This is a genomic window from Mycobacterium sp. (assembly GCF_965229265.1).
Lineage (GTDB): Bacteria > Actinomycetota > Actinomycetes > Mycobacteriales > Mycobacteriaceae > Mycobacterium.
The window spans coordinates 332,542-347,698 of record NZ_CBDDIY010000011.1 but is presented as its reverse complement, the minus strand read 5'-3'; the positions used below and the strand labels follow the sequence as shown (position 1 = coordinate 347,698).

The window sequence follows — 15,157 nt, the reverse complement described above, 5'->3', positions numbered from 1 at the left end:
CGATACCGGCGACGGTCGGCGTTTGAAACCGGCGCTGTGGCGGGGTGTCGTTGGGTACTGCGAGGCGGCCCGGCGAACTGACCGGCACATCGGGCCGCGATCGAGCCTTCGCGAACTCATGGCGGGGGTGGTCGAAATGCGAACCGACCCGGTGTATTGACCGTGACGGCTGGACGAGCCAACGCGTCTGTGATCTGTTCAATCACAGCCTGTTTCAGGGCTGCCGAATCGGCAGGTAACCCGGGCGCATCTCCGGGCTCAGCCAGAAGCACCACACTATCCGGCAGACCGGGAACATCCACCGAGCCAACGAGCAGGAGCAACGTACCCGGCAGCATCGCGATCTCCTGCTCTTCGCGATACCGGGCGAACGGCGCCACAAGCCGACCGGTAATACTCACGATCGCCGCCAGCCATTCCGCAGTGAAGTTCTCGCTGCCAACACGCGGATCCATCGACGTGGGCAAGATCCCGCTGAGCGTGAACGATCCGTTCGGCCGGGGACCCGCCATCCCGCGATAGGTGATCGCCGGCATCGCAGGAAGCTTAGACAGCGTTGTCACAATGTCTTCGGCCACGAGCTAATCCTTTCCAGCAGCTTCGATAGCGGCCAACGTGGCGGCCGCAGCTCTGTTCACGAACTCATGCCCACGCGCCTCGCCGTGGACGTCCCACTGCCAGCTTCCGACGTAGGTAACTTCATCCTTTTCGTGGCCGGGAAAGCCAACCTGGATGAAGTCGACATCAGGCTGCGGTGGCGGTGCTAACTGAAGTTCACGCAATAGCGCAATGATGACTTCGGGCGAGTTACCCACATAGTTCACAGGACCGCCCAGAACCTGAATGAGGTATTCCTGAGGCGGGCCTTCGCCAGGATCGCTTCTGTCACCTGAAACTCGAACAGCGACACCACCAACATCTACCAACACTCCGTTGCTCACCCCAGAAACTGGTTGGTTCAGCGAAGCCAGCCCGTCTGCTAACGTCCGGACACGGTCCGAACGCCAATGCCGCAGAGAGTGACTCGGGCTGCATCCCCCGTTCTCCCACTTCCTGCTGTAGGGCCGGGTCATTCCCTCGCCCTTAGTCATGTGTTCTTTGATCCAGCCGTCAATCGCGTCGGCCGAAGTTAGTAGATCGGAATTCATCACTTCACCTGCTTCATAGTAATTCGCAACATCCCATCGTCTCCGAGCTGCCGAGAAAGTATCTCGAATTGAGATCCTCGCGGAAACAAGATCTCGGCCTCATCCATATACCTCGAAAGTTGGCTTACATCCACACCATCCGATCCCACGACCGTGACCAAGGTTGGCGTCTCGCTGGGCCCCGCAGCCCTTGCGAATGATTCCGCTACGAATGAGTCTGAAGTCGTACTAAGGTATCCCGGGTCGCGAAAGACGGCTCCCTCACGCAGTTGGTCCAGCAGGGAGTCCGATGCCCGCATCCCACGCCACGTGGTCGAGGTCAACTCTGAAGGATCAGCTCGGTATGGCGGCAATGCAGCGAGACCTTCATCGGCGTGCGCAATCCGTTCCTCCCACCGCGCACGTTGTTCGGGAGTCAGATCACTCAACGAATCGACGCCCAACACCGACTGTTGCCTCTCGGTGAGTGAGTCCATATCGCGGAGATACGGATTCATCCCCTGGTGCAGCTCAGTGCTGTAGTCGTAGACTCCTCCGACACCGTTGGGAGTTATCGGCTCATACCTCTCGGATACTTTCTCAGTCCACTCCTCAAAGCGGGCGGGGTCGACGGCGCCACCAGACAGCCGGTATTCGTTGTTGATCTCCGTCAGGTCCGGCAGGTGGCCGCCGGGAACCCCATGATTCGCAGGCGGGTCGTGCAGGCCGGTGTGTGGTGGGTTGTTCGGCTGGTGGCCCTCGGGCCCGCCGCCGTGGCTGTGACCGCTGTCGGGTGGTCCACCACCGTGGCTCCCCCCGGTACCAGCGTCATGCGGCCCACCACCTGGATGGTTCATGCTGGGAGCGTCCGTAGCTGAGGCAGGTACGTGCCCAGCGGGAGGAACACCCGGCGCAGTGGTCGCTTCACCCGGGGCCGCCGAGGTCGGCGCTGTGGCCACTTCGGAACCCGCAGGGGCAGAAGGAACTTCTGCCTTAGGACCAGGCGCCGGAATAGCCTCCGGGGCATGTGTTACCGGCGGCGAAACGGGTTCACCTGAGAGCGGCGCGGACGTGGGCTTTCCACCCGCGGGCGCAGGGCCCGGATCACGGAGAACCGGCGCCTCGGGTGGTTTGGGCAACGGACCAGGGCTTGCGGACGGCGGCTTCGCACCGTCGAGCGACGTCTTGCTCAGGTCGTCGAGCTTGGCTGTCACCCCATCGACGTCACGCACAACACCACGCAAACCACCTGCCGCCGAAGCAATCTCGGCCCCTTCACCGGCAACCCGCCCAGTCGCCGCCACTTCCCCACGCGCGCCCGCTCCCTCAGCCGCCCGCGCACCGGCACCTGCCTTAGCCGCCGCCCCGCCCGGCACGACCGCCGTACCGATGTCAAAACCCAACTCGCCGACACCGATGAAAGGACGGTTGCTGGTCACGATGTCATCGAAGTGCGTGATGCCCTTGACCATGTCGATGGTGCCCTGCGGATCCCGCGCAAACGCCATCGCAGCGGTCGTCGGATTGAAGGCCTCAGCCATCTTGCCCAGACCCTCGATCGTGGCCCACGTGCCCTTCGGGTCCCCGATCGGATCGAATCCCGTCACCAAACCACCGACGGTATTAATCGCACCCACTGAGACACCCACCGATGTATCGGTCAAGGCGTCGTTGACGGTGGCCACAACCCGACCCGCGTCTTCGCCAAGGTAGCTGACCAGCTCCACCCGGGTGATGATCTCCATGGCCCGCGTGTAGTTCTTGATACCGGTGACGAGTTCAGCGAGCAACTCCTTGCGCGCCGCCGACTGCCGCTTGTGATTGGCGATCACCGCTTTGATGTCATCGGCAACCTCCTGGATCTTCTCCTCAGCGTCCCCGGTCACCAGCTCGAACACGGTTCCCAACACACCCTCGTCGACGACTGACCCCACCACCGACCTCAACTTGTCGAGCAGGTCACGAATCGCGTTCTGGGTGTTCTCGACATCGGCGGCAAAGCTGCTCAATTCGCCGGCCAGTTTCTGCGCCTCACCGGCCAACGACGACATCGCCGTGCCGACATCACGCACCGCGGACTTCATCGGCTCCTTGTCCGGCATCTGCTGGACATCGATCACCGCATAAGCCCCGGCATTCTGCCCCGTCACCCCATACAACGGCCCAGCAAAGGCACTCCACGCGGCAGCAGCAGCGCGAAGCTGCCCCGGATCCCCGTTCGGCCACCAATCGCCGACCAGAAACTCGACGAGATACCACAACACGGGCGGAGTCTGACCGAGCCCGTTGACATCTGGCCCACCACCCGGCCCCACGTACTGTCCAGGAGCCACCGGCGCCGGCAACGGCGCCGCCCCACCCCCGATATCAGCGGCCGCCTCCGCCCGGGAATAGTTGGTCGCCGAACCCTCAATCAGATAACCGATACGACGTAACGCGTTGACTCCCTTAGCAACACCGTCAACCAACGCCTTAGCCGAATCCTGATAAGCAAAGCCGAACACCGCCCCGGCCGCATCCTGACCGGTATTGGCGCTATACGCAGCAGCCAACACCCCCACCGCCGCCGTGAGCCCCCCGCCAACCGCACCGACCGCAGACCCCGCACCCCAAAGTCCCGCAGGATCAACCCGCAACAACTCACCCACGGCGCTAGCCCCAGATTTTCAGGTTCGCTTCGATTGCCCCGCTGTACGAGGTGTGGGCATGTGCACCGGCCGAGCGCAGCTGCGCCAACGCATTCCGCATCATGTCGGCCCCCTCTCTCCACTGCTGGTGGGCCGCGTCGTGAGCATCGCTGGCAATCCCGTGCCAGTTCGCATGCAGTTGCGCCACCACTGCGTCGCATTCCTCCAACATGGAGTCGACGGTGGCCTGATAGGACGCCATTCGCTCGACGATGTCGTTCAGCCGGTCCAAGTCCACGGCGAACGGGTCAGCCATCGTGGACACCCCCCAACCTGTCCGCGGAGTTCTGCTCGTTGGCCCCGAACGCGTGCCCGGCCTCGCCGAGCCGCCCGGCGATGGTCGCCAACGCCTGCTGAACCTTAAGCGAACCGTCGTGCCACTGCTGCCAGGCAGCGGCATACGAACCGCCCGCGGATCCCTCCCACGATCCCAACACCTGCTGGGCCTCGGTGTCGAGTTCGCGCAGACCTGCCTGCAGATGCTGCGCCCCCGCCGTCAACGCCTCACATGCGGCCGCCAGCACCGCTGGGTCTACCCGCAACTCCCCACTCACAGGAGCAAACGCTACCGACTTGACCGGGAGCCGACAATTCACCCACCTGAGCTGCAGTCTAGCCTGCCAATCGGCGGAAACCCCACACAGTGCCGCTACCCGTTCAGCACCCGAATCGGGTCACTTCCGTCCCACGCCACCGCCGCCGAACGCACCAACTCGGCCAGTCCCGACGTCGCCGGGGTCAGCTCCATCAACTCGACGATCCTGGCCACCGCGCTGGGCGGCTCCAAGTAGGCATACCGGCCCGTTTCCGCGTCACCGCCCGACCACACCACCGGCCATCCCGCGGCCTCACCGGCCGCCAGCGCGGCATCGAAATCCTCAGCCCAGTAGGCCAGCTGGTGAAAACCATCACCGCCGGCCGCGGTGAACTCCGAATAGATCGACGGCACGTCGTTGTCCTGGTGGATCACCTCCACCTGCAGATCGCCGCTGTTGGCGAACCCGATCGTCAGCGTCACCGTGCACGGCTCACCGCGATAGACCCCCGTCTGGGTGATCGCGCGAAGGACATACCAGGGCCCGACGCCGAGCTCCACCCAGTCCGCCAACGCTTGATCGAAATCCCGCACGATATAACCGATCTGGCGGATCACTCCGGGTAGCACAGGTCCGGGCACCCTGATCTCCTCTCAGCCGGGCAACACCGGCACGGTGCCGGGAACCATGAACGGCCGCACATCCGACCAGGATTGACCGTTCTCGGCACTGGTTCCAGACAACTGCAACACCCCGCGGGTGTCGGACACGTAGACCGCGGCCGGGTTGGCCGCCACCGCCGAAACCGGTGCGGCGATGTTGCCGCTCGGCCCGTCGGAGTTGACGCCGTCGAGGTTCACATACGACACCGGATGGGTCCGATCGGTGCGGGTGACGACGATGTCGTCGCCGGTGCGCCACGACAGCGACACCACCGAGGAGCCGAGGCCGAAACCGAGCCGGCGCGGATAGGTCAGCGCGAACTCCCCCACCGGCGTCTGCTCCACACCGGCGAGCACCACCTGACCATTGACCACCATTGCCGCGCGGGTGCCGTCCCGCGACAGCTGGAGTTCGGTTATCGCACCGGGGAATTGGGAGGTCACCGCCGCGGAGTCCACCGGGATGCGGGCCGGCTGCCCGGAGGCCTCCTCCTGGATGACCCGCACGATGCTGTTGCCGTCGACCACCACCCACACCGCGTCATCCAACGCCCACGACGGGCGCGTCAACGACCGCGCGTCGGTGGCCTGGGCCGCGACTCCGCCATTGGGGCCGATCCACAGCGACGAAGCCATATCCGGGGCGCCGGGCCGCTGCACGATCACCGAGGCGATGTCTTGGCCAGTGCGGGACAGCGCGGCCGCCACCTGGGCGGTCATCTGACCGAAGGATCCGGGTACCGGCGCCGCCCGCTGACCGTCCAGTGACACCATCGAGCCGCCGATGAGCGCGTGCACACCGGCCGACGCGCCGTCGACGGCGCCCGGGTCGGTGGCGGCCACATCGGTGGTGTTCCACCCGTCGGCGAACCGGTCATCGAGCGCGGCACCGTCGGCGTCGATCACATACGGACCCTTGATGTCGGCTCGCGCCATCGTCCAGATGATCTGGGCGGCAAGCAATTGCCGGCTGTGCGGATCGGTGGTGGTCAGATTCTCCAGCTCGACGCGTGCCCCGCCGTAACCGCGGCCGATGCCCGTCTTGCCGCCGTCGGCACGCGTCACCGGCCCCATCAACTTCAGCGGCTGGCCGAGCAGGTTGCGCACGGTCCGCGACATCTCCGGACGCGGCCCGGCGATCAGCTTGGTCACCAATTCGGTGGCGAGTTGATCGGGGTCGGACACCGCGACGTAGCGCGGGTCGGGAACGACGGTCTTACCGGTCGGATCCACGAAATACAGGGTGTTGCGTTTGTAGGTGGCCTGGAACTGCTGCCAGTCCAGGAACACTCCGTTGGGCAGCTTGTTGATCCGCCAGCCGTCGGCGGTCTGCACCAGCTCGATCGGGCCCGGATCGGGTAACTGCCCCTCGGCGGTCTCGAAGACACCCACGTCGGACAGCGAGCCGAGGATGTCGGCCTTCATGGTGACCGAAACCCGCTCGGTGGTGCGGGTTTCGACGAAGACGACCTTGTCGATGAGCAGCGCGCTGCCCTGGTCGTCCCATGCACTAGACGCCGATTCGGTGAGGAACTGGCGGGCCGCCAGGTGCCGGTTGGCCGGATCTGCGGTGGCCTTGAGGAATTCGCGCAGCAGCTGATCGGGATCCATGCCAGGGGTGGGCTTGGGCAGGCTCTTGGGCTGCGGCCGCTCGACGGTGCCGATCGCCTGCGGCGCCGACGAGTTCGGCACCCCGGCGCACGCCGTCAACATCGCGACCAGCCCGGCCATGACAAGGGCCAGCCACCGGCGTCTCACACGCTCTCTCCTGCCGGTTCCCGCTGCCGCACCTGGCGCGGGTCCTTCAGCCCGTCGCGCCGTTCGCCCGCAACGGGTTTCAGCGGCAGCGGGCTGGTGGTGACCTTGTGGCCGCGCACCAGCGGCAGGGTCAGCCGGAAGCACGCCCCCTTACCTGGTTCGCCCCAGGCTTCCAGCCGGCCCTGATGCAGGCGGGCGTCTTCGATGCTGATCGCCAGGCCCAGCCCCGTCCCGCCGGAGCGGCGCACCCGCGACGGGTCCGAACGCCAGAACCGGCTGAACACCAGTTTCTCCTCGCCGGGGCGCAGCCCGACACCGTAGTCGCGGACGGTGACCGCGACGGTGTCTTCGTCGGCGGCCATCTGGATTCGCACCGGCTTGTGCTCGGCGTGATCGATCGCGTTGGCAATCAGGTTGCGCAGGATGCGTTCCACCCGGCGGGCGTCGACCTCGGCGATGACCTCCTGATCGGGCACGTTCACCAGCAGCTCGATACCGGCCTCGTCGGCCAGGTGCCCGACATTGCCCAGCGCACTGTTGACCGTGGAGCGCAGATCGACCGCCTCGACCGACAGCTCGGCGACACCGGCGTCGTGACGCGAGATCTCCAGCAGGTCGTTGAGCAGCGTTTCGAACCGGTCCAGCTCGTTGACCATCAGCTCGGTGGAGCGGCGCAACGCCGGGTCGAGCTCCTCGGCGTGGTCGTGGATCAGGTCGGCGGCCATCCGCACGGTGGTCAACGGGGTGCGCAGCTCATGGCTGACGTCGGAGGTGAACCGGCGCTGCAGGTTGCCGAACTCCTCGAGGTTGGTGATCTGACGCTGCAGGCTCTCGGCCATGTCGTTGAACGACACCGCCAGGCGCGCCATGTCGTCCTCACCGCGCACCGGCATCCGCTCCGACAGGTGCCCCTCGGCGAACCGTTCGGCGATCCGGGACGCCGAGCGCACCGGCAGGACCACCTGACGCGACACCAGCAGCGCGATACCGGCCAGCAGGACCAGCAGCACCAGCCCGCCGGTGGCCATCGTGCCGCGCACCAGGCTGATCGTGCTCTCCTCGCCGTTGAGCGGGAAGACCAGATACAGCTCGAGGTTGGGCACCTGGGAAGGAACCGGCGTGCCGATCAGCAGCGCCGGGCCCGAGAAGCTGTCGGTGTGCACCGCCGAATACTGATAGCTGACCTGGCCGGCCTTGACGAAGTCGCGCAACGACTTCGGGATCTGCTCCACCGGCCCGGCCGCGGTGGCCGCCCGCGGACCGTCGCCCGGCACCATCAGCACGGCGTCGAAGGTGCCCGCCAGGGCGGCACCCGAGGACGGACCGGCCTTGGAGATCAACGTGTTGCGGGCCAGCTGCAGGCTGCTGTCCAGCGAGCGGGCCTCTTCACCGCTGACAATCCCGCTGACGGTATTGCGTGCCCGGTCCAATTCTTCGGTGGCGGCATGGACCTTGACGTCGAGCACCCGGTTGGTGATCTGGCTGGTGAGCACGAACCCGAGCACCACGATCACCGCCGCGGACAGACCCAGAGTCAGGACAACCACGCGCAGTTGCAGCGAGCGCCGCCAGATCAGTGCCACTGCCCGACTCAACGCGCTGGTACCCCGCACCAGGGGGCCAGAACGCCCCCACGGGCCGCGGATGCGCCGCCTCGAGCTGAAGATCACGAGCGGCGCTCCTCCTCGGAAGCGCTGCGGATCACGGGGGTCCGGCCTTGTATCCCACTCCTCGAACGGTCAGCACCACTTGCGGGTTCTCCGGGTCCTTCTCGACCTTGGCCCGCAACCGCTGAACATGCACGTTCACCAAACGGGTGTCGGCGGGGTGGCGATAGCCCCACACCTGTTCGAGCAGCACATCACGAGTAAACACCTGTCGCGGTTTGCGTGCCAGCGCCACCAGCAGGTCGAACTCCAGCGGTGTCAGCGAAATCTGCTCACCGTCACGGGTGACCTTGTGAGCCGGCACGTCGATGTCGATATCGGCGATCGACAGCATCTCGGCCGGCTCGTCCTCGTTGCGGCGCAGCCGGGCACGGACCCGGGCCACCAGTTCCTTGGGTTTGAACGGCTTCATCACGTAGTCGTCGGCGCCGGACTCCAGCCCAAGCACCACGTCCACGGTGTCCGTCTTGGCCGTCAGCATGACGATCGGTACGCCGGAGTCCGCGCGCAGCACGCGACACACGTCGATGCCGTTCATGCCGGGCAGCATGAGGTCCAGCAGCACCAGATCGGGGCGCAGCTCACGTACGGCGGTCAGCGCCTGCGAGCCGTCGCCGATGACCGCGGTGTCGAAACCCTCGCCACGCAGCACGATGGTGAGCATCTCGGCCAGCGATGGGTCGTCGTCGACTACGAGAATCCTTTGCCTCATGGAGTCCATGGTGTCACCGAATCGCGACAAACCCCGGCTACCACACGGGCGAGTTGCGACATTTCCGCTGCGTGCAGCCGCCTAACCGGCCATGGATCGGGCCAATTCGCCCGGATCGACGTCCGGAGCCACGATCGCCCAGGGGCCACCCCAGTTCGCGGCACCCAGTTCGGCATACACCGCGCCGGTCCGCCGCTGCAGCCCGTCGTCGCGCTCGTAGACGTCGCGGGCGCGGTCGGCTTCCTGCTGTGCCCGCTGCCTAGCGCGCTGCGCGGCCAGTTCGACGGAGGCGTCGAGCAGGATCTGCCGGTCCGGCCGGGGCAGGCCGAAACGCCCGTATTCGAGGTCACCGACCCACGCCACCACCTCACCAGAGGCGTCCTGATGCAGCCGGGCCGCGCTGTAGGCGGCATTGGATGCGACGTAGCGATCCAGGATGACGACGTCATAGTCGCGGGCCAGGGCGGCGAGCTGATCCTTGGCTCCGGCGCGGTCGAGGGCGAACAACACCGCCATGGCGTAGACCGACTCGGCCAGGTCGCCGTGCCGACCGTGCAGGGCCTCGCTGGCCAGATCGGCGGTGACCGACTGGCCGTAGCGGGGGAAGGCCAGCGTCGTGACCGACTTGCCGTCCGCCTCGAAGGCGCGCTGCAGGCCGGCGGTCAACGTGCGCTTACCGGCCCCGTCGAGTCCCTCGATGACGATGAGCACGCGGGCAGCCTAACGTCTCAGAACTGCCCGCAGTTGGGCGTGGTCGGCACACCGTTGAAGCGGTCGGCGATCCACTGCATCGCCGATTCGCCGTCGACCAGCATCGGCAGCGCGTGGTTGACCACAGCCTTGTTCAGCAGCGGTGGTTCCTCATTGGTGCGGAACTCGACATCGGCGCCCTGCGCACACCAATCGCGGCCCAGCTGGTTGGCCGCGGTCCACGGCACCAGCGGGTCGTACCGGTTGCTGTTGATCAACACCGGCGCGTTCGGCTTCAACCGCCCGATCCGCTGTTCGTCGAACAGGCTCGCGAAGGGTTCGGCGTTGACCAGTTCAGCGATGTCGCGATTGAAGTAGGGCTGCAGGTGCCGGAACATGAACTTCGTCGCGGTCTCGGCGATGCACTGGTCTTTGACTTTGTCCAGGAGGTCCTCGCCGCGCGGGGTCAGCGTCGCCCGGATCTCGTCGGCATGCTCGGGGTAGGTGGCGATGATTGAGTTCAGCGCGTAGCCGACGACCCCGACCAGCGCGCTGCCGTCGGCATACGGGAACAGTTCCTTCAGGTCGGCCGGCGGCGCCCCGGCATAGGTGCCGACCACATGCACGTCGGGTGCATATACCCCGGCGAGCTCGGCGGCCGAAGCGGCGGCACCGCCTCCCTGCGAGTACCCCCAGAAGGCCACGGGCCCAGCGGGTTTCAGCGATGTGCCGGAAAGTCGCAACGCCGCCCGCGCGCCGTCAAGCATGGCGTGCCCTTCGGAGAGGCGGTTGACGTAGGTGTGGGTGACGCCGATGGTGCCCAGGCCCTCGTAATCGGTCATGAAGATGGCGAAGCCGCGAGCCACCATCGTCGCGACGAACATCTCCTCGTAGTTGAAGGCCAGGTCCAGATAGGGCGCCCAGTGGATGCCCTGGTTGAACTGGCGCGACGGTGCGCACTGGTCACCCTGGCCCTGGGTGCCGGGACCGTAGACGATCAGCGGTCGCGGGCCCCGCCCCGGCCACTCGTTGTCGGGCTCGAAGTATGTACCGGTGACGACGTCGGGGTTTCCCCGGCCGTCGTTGCTGCGGTACATCACTCGGGTGCCGGTGGCCATGATGGCGCCGAGCTGACCGGAGGGTTCCAGCACCAGCCGCGACGGCTCGGAGCGGATCACCTCGCCGGGAACCGCGGGAGGCAGCGGATTCGGCGGCGTGTAGAACTCGGTGTACTCGTCTTCGTTGTAGTACGGGTCCCACGCTCGATCGGCATGCGCCAGGGGCGGGAATACCGTTGCGACGGTGACGATTACAGCAGCGCACCGGCGCACCAACCCCCATCGCATCCGCGGAGGCTAGCAGGGTCGGGGTCGGCTCGGCGCCGGCGGGTCCCGGTCTCAGACGAGATCGAGCCTGCGTACAGACCGAGATCGGTACGCAGGCTCGATGCGACAACCGTCAGTAGCGGTAGTGCTCGGGCTTGTAGGGACCCTCGACGTCGACACCGATGTACTCGGCCTGGTCCTTGGTGAGCTTGGTGAGAGTGCCGCCCAACGCTTCCACGTGGATGCGAGCCACCTTCTCGTCCAGGTGCTTGGCCAACCGGTAGACCTCGTTGTCGTACTCGTCGTTCTTGGTCCACAGCTCGATCTGGGCGATCACCTGGTTGGAGAAGCTGTTGCTCATCACGAACGAGGGGTGGCCGGTGGCGTTGCCCAGGTTGAGCAGCCGGCCCTCGGAGAGCACGATGATCGACTTGCCGGATCCGCCGAACACCCACTCGTCGACCTGCGGCTTGATGTTGATCCGGGTGGCACCCGAGCGCTCCAGGGCCGCCATGTCGATCTCGTTGTCGAAGTGGCCGATGTTGCCCAGGATGGCCTTGTCCTTCATCGCCTTCATGTGGTCGAGGGTGATGATGTCCTTGTTGCCGGTCGAGGTGACGATGATGTCGGCGTCGCCGATGGCCTGCTCCACGGTCACCACGTCGAAACCGTCCATCAGCGCCTGCAGCGCGTTGATCGGGTCGATCTCGGTGACCTGCACGCGCGCGCCCTGGCCGGCCAACGACTCCGCGCAGCCCTTGCCCACGTCGCCGTATCCGCAGATCAGCACCTTCTTGCCACCGATCAACACGTCGGTGCCGCGGTTGATGCCGTCGATCAGCGAGTGCCGGGTGCCGTACTTGTTGTCGAACTTGCTCTTGGTGACCGAGTCGTTGACGTTGATGGCCGGGAACACCAGCTCACCGGCAGCGGCGAACTGGTACAGCCGCAGCACGCCGGTGGTGGTCTCCTCGGTGACGCCCTTGACCGACTCGGCGATCTTCGTCCACTTGGTGTTGTCCTTCTCGAAGCTCTTGCGGCACAGCTCCAGGAAGACCTTCCACTCGGCCGAATCGTCGTCCTCGGCGGGCGGAACCACGCCGGCCTTCTCGTACTGGGCGCCGCGCAGCACCAGCATGGTCGCGTCGCCGCCGTCGTCGAGGATCATGTTCGCCGGCTCGCCCTCCCAAGTGAGCATCTGCTCGGCGGCCCACCAGTACTCCTCCAGCGTCTCGCCCTTCCAAGCGAACACCGGGGTTCCCTTGGGCTCCTCGGGGGTGCCGTGCGGGCCGACGACGACGGCCGCGGCCGCGTGGTCCTGGGTGGAGAAGATGTTGCACGACGCCCACCGGACTTCAGCACCGAGGGCTACCAGCGTCTCGATCAGCACCGCGGTCTGCACCGTCATATGCAGCGATCCCGAGATGCGCGCACCCTTGAGCGGCAGCACATCGGCGTACTCGCGGCGCAGCGACATCAGTCCGGGCATTTCGTGCTCGGCCAGCCGGATCTCCTTGCGGCCGAATTCGGCCAAGCCCAGGTCGGCGACCTTGAAGTCGATCCCGTTGCGGGTATCGGCGGTCAATTCAGACATGTAGAGCCCCATTTCGTTCGTCATTGCCTTCTCTGCGCGCAGACACGCGCGGGCGACACTCCTAGCCTGCGGGCTCGCGGGACAGGCGCTCATCCGTCTTCACAGCGGCGGCACTCTGACAGCTAAGGAATATCGATAACACCGTAACGTTCGGCGAACGGCGTCATCAATCGGGCCAGGTCTTGGGCCACGTCATGGTTGGCTTCCGGCGGCATCGAGATGTAGCTCATCGCCAGCCGCACGATCGCGCGGGCCAGCACGCCCGAGTCCTCCTCGCTGGCGTTGACCCAGCTCTCCATGAAGGCCTCGGCGAGTCGATCGGAGGCGCGGGTGATGATCGGCGCGCTGTCGGTGGTGATCATCTGCAGCAGGTCGGGTTTGGCGACCCCGGTCAGCAACGAGGTGACCAGCGGGTCGGCCGCCGACTCGGTGAAGAACACCCGGAACCCTTCGGAGAAGGCGGCGAAGACGTTGCCGACGTTCGATGTGATCGCGTCGCCGATGGCGTCGACCAGCCGGTCGGCCAGCCGCAACGCGTACCCCTGGGCCAGGCCCATCCGGTTGCCGAACTCGTTGTAGATGGTCTGGCGGCTGATCCCGGCGGTACGCGCCACGTCGGACAGCGTGATCGCCGACCAGTCCTTGGACAGCAACTCCTCGCGCATGGCGTCGAGCACCGAGTCCCGCAACAACGCACGAGAGGCCTCGGGATAGGGAACCCGAGGCCTCTTCACATGCGCGACATTAGCCGAGAGCAGGGTCGTCACCCGCGCGCGACTTCCACCATCTCGAAGTCGGACTTGGCCGCGCCACAATCCGGGCAGCTCCAGTCCTCGGGGATGTCCTCCCACCGGGTACCCGGGGCGATGCCGTCCTCGGGCCAGCCCTTGGCTTCGTCGTACTCGAATCCGCACTGCACGCAGACGAAGAGTTTGTAGTCGGCACTGGCTGCCTGCTCTTCGCGCAAGCGCTCATCGCTCATTGCATTACCTCCATCGCTTCGAAGTCGACCTTCTCCCGCACACCGCAGTCCGGGCAGCACCAGTCATCGGGAACGTCGGCCCAGGCGGTGCCGGCCGGGAATCCCTCCCGAGCGGCACCCTTCGCCTCGTCGTAGACATAGTCGCAAACCGGGCACTTGAAGGCGCTCACGCTGCGCTCACCCCATAGCGGGCGAGGATCTTCTCCCGCCGACGTGGGTCGATGTTCACCTTGGTGATGTCGCCGTTGTAGTGCTCGAGCACCCGGTGATCCATCATCCTGCGCCAGATCCACGGAAAGTAGGTCACGCCGATCAGGGTCGCATAACCGCTGGGCAACTCGGGGGCTTCGTCCATGCTGCGCAGCGTCTGGTAGCGACGGGTCGGGTTGGCGTGGTGATCACTGTGCCGCTGCAGGTGGTAGAGGAACAGGTTGGTCACCAGGTGATCGGAGTTCCAGCTGTGCTGCGGAGTGCAGCGCTCGTAGCGGCCGTTCTCGTTCTTCTGCCGCAACAGGCCATAGTGCTCGAGGTAGTTCACCGACTCCAGCATGGAGAACCCGAACACCGCCTGGATGAGCAGGAACGGGATCAGCGCCGGGCCGAACACGGCGATCAGCACGCCCCACAGCACCACCGACATCAGCCATGCGTTGAGCACGTCGTTGCCCAGCCAGGTGCGCGGGTCCCACGGGCTCCTGCCGAGCCGGCGGATCCGGGTTGACTCGACCCGCAGCGCCGAGCGCGCGCTCCCCCAGACGCTGCGCGGGAGGAACTCCCAGAAGGTCTCACCGAAGCGCGACGACGCGGGATCCTCCGGGGTGGCGACGCGCACGTGGTGGCCGCGGTTGTGCTCGATGTAGAAGTGGCCGTAGAAGGTCTGCGCCAGGGTGATCTTCGACAGCCAGCGCTCCAGCGACTCCTTCTTGTGTCCCATCTCGTGGGCGGTGTTGATGCCCAGTCCACCGAGCACGCCCACCGACAACGCCAGACCGATCTTGGCGACCCAGCTCAGGCCACCCTCGTAGCCCAGCCAGCTCAGGTTCGACGCGGTGAACAGATAGGCGCCGAAGACGATGCTGGCGAACTGGAACGGGATGAAGATGTAGGTGCAGTAGCGGTAGTACTTGTCGTTCTCCAGCTGCTCGATCACCTCCAGGGGCGGGTTCTCGCCGTCCCGGCCGTACTTGAGATCCAGCACCGGCAGCAGCAGGTAGATCAGGAACGGGCCGACCCAGAAGAATGCCTGCGAGGCGGTGGTCCAACCGAGCTGGTTGAAGCCCCAGATGATCGGCAGCACGACGAACAGCGCCGTCGGTCCGATGAGCCCCATCAGCCACAGGTAGCGCTTCCTGTCGCGCCATTGCGCCGACGGCGCGACAGCGGCGCCGGTGTCCAGCTGAGACGTCACGAGTCATAC

14 protein-coding genes and 1 pseudogene are annotated in these 15,157 nt (G+C 65.9%); all 15 read right to left on the bottom strand.

Features of this window, described 5'->3' with window-relative positions:
- Window positions 1–116 precede the first annotated feature (116 nt).
- A complete protein-coding gene (locus ADBZ9K_RS14150; RefSeq protein ID WP_526621498.1) occupies window positions 117–578 on the bottom strand; it encodes a hypothetical protein in 462 nt (153 codons plus the stop codon).
- A gap of 3 nt (window positions 579–581) precedes the next feature.
- Window positions 582–1,148, bottom strand: coding sequence for a hypothetical protein (locus tag ADBZ9K_RS14145; RefSeq protein WP_526621496.1), 567 nt, complete (start codon window positions 1,146–1,148; stop codon window positions 582–584).
- Entirely contained in the window at window positions 1,148–3,679 is a 2,532-nt protein-coding gene (locus ADBZ9K_RS14140) for an ADP-ribosyltransferase (protein ID WP_526621495.1), read from the bottom strand. Before ADBZ9K_RS14140 ends, ADBZ9K_RS14145 begins: the two co-directional genes overlap by 1 nt.
- 100 nt (window positions 3,680–3,779) lie before the next feature.
- On the bottom strand, window positions 3,780–4,070 hold the full coding sequence (locus ADBZ9K_RS14135) for a WXG100 family type VII secretion target (RefSeq protein WP_526621493.1): 291 nt from the start codon (window positions 4,068–4,070) through the stop codon (window positions 3,780–3,782).
- Complete coding sequence (locus tag ADBZ9K_RS14130; RefSeq protein WP_526621491.1) at window positions 4,063–4,368, bottom strand: WXG100 family type VII secretion target; 306 nt, start codon at window positions 4,366–4,368, stop codon at window positions 4,063–4,065. Before ADBZ9K_RS14130 ends, ADBZ9K_RS14135 begins: the two co-directional genes overlap by 8 nt.
- Before the next feature lie 95 nt (window positions 4,369–4,463).
- Window positions 4,464–4,991: a VOC family protein gene (locus ADBZ9K_RS14125; protein ID WP_526621489.1), complete on the bottom strand. Its 528-nt coding sequence runs from the start codon at window positions 4,989–4,991 to the stop codon at window positions 4,464–4,466.
- Window positions 4,992–5,003: 12 nt separating this feature from the next.
- A pseudogene (gene lpqB / locus ADBZ9K_RS14120) lies at window positions 5,004–8,440 on the bottom strand (MtrAB system accessory lipoprotein LpqB).
- A gap of 31 nt (window positions 8,441–8,471) precedes the next feature.
- The gene (gene mtrA / locus ADBZ9K_RS14115) at window positions 8,472–9,158 is read right to left on the bottom strand and encodes a two-component system response regulator MtrA (RefSeq protein ID WP_526621487.1); all 687 of its coding nucleotides are present in this window, start codon (window positions 9,156–9,158) and stop codon (window positions 8,472–8,474) included.
- A gap of 72 nt (window positions 9,159–9,230) precedes the next feature.
- Window positions 9,231–9,860: a dTMP kinase gene (locus tag ADBZ9K_RS14110; protein ID WP_526621485.1), complete on the bottom strand. Its 630-nt coding sequence runs from the start codon at window positions 9,858–9,860 to the stop codon at window positions 9,231–9,233.
- Window positions 9,861–9,877: 17 nt separating this feature from the next.
- Complete coding sequence (locus tag ADBZ9K_RS14105) at window positions 9,878–11,185, bottom strand: lipase family protein (RefSeq protein ID WP_526621484.1); 1,308 nt, start codon at window positions 11,183–11,185, stop codon at window positions 9,878–9,880.
- 112 nt (window positions 11,186–11,297) lie between these two features.
- Window positions 11,298–12,758 (bottom strand): adenosylhomocysteinase, encoded by a 1,461-nt coding sequence (gene ahcY / locus ADBZ9K_RS14100; protein WP_526621482.1) that lies wholly within the window; start codon window positions 12,756–12,758, stop codon window positions 11,298–11,300.
- A gap of 122 nt (window positions 12,759–12,880) precedes the next feature.
- Complete coding sequence (gene alkX, locus ADBZ9K_RS14095) at window positions 12,881–13,516, bottom strand: TetR family transcriptional regulator AlkX (protein WP_526622641.1); 636 nt, start codon at window positions 13,514–13,516, stop codon at window positions 12,881–12,883.
- Window positions 13,517–13,521: 5 nt separating this feature from the next.
- Window positions 13,522–13,740, bottom strand: a complete 219-nt coding sequence (locus tag ADBZ9K_RS14090) for a rubredoxin (protein ID WP_526621480.1) — start codon at window positions 13,738–13,740, stop codon at window positions 13,522–13,524.
- On the bottom strand, window positions 13,737–13,910 hold the full coding sequence (locus tag ADBZ9K_RS14085; RefSeq protein WP_526621478.1) for a rubredoxin: 174 nt from the start codon (window positions 13,908–13,910) through the stop codon (window positions 13,737–13,739). The genes ADBZ9K_RS14090 and ADBZ9K_RS14085 overlap by 4 nt, the downstream gene beginning before the upstream one ends.
- Window positions 13,907–15,148, bottom strand: coding sequence for an alkane 1-monooxygenase (locus ADBZ9K_RS14080; protein WP_526621477.1), 1,242 nt, complete (start codon window positions 15,146–15,148; stop codon window positions 13,907–13,909). The genes ADBZ9K_RS14085 and ADBZ9K_RS14080 overlap by 4 nt, the downstream gene beginning before the upstream one ends.
- Window positions 15,149–15,157 lie beyond the last annotated feature (9 nt).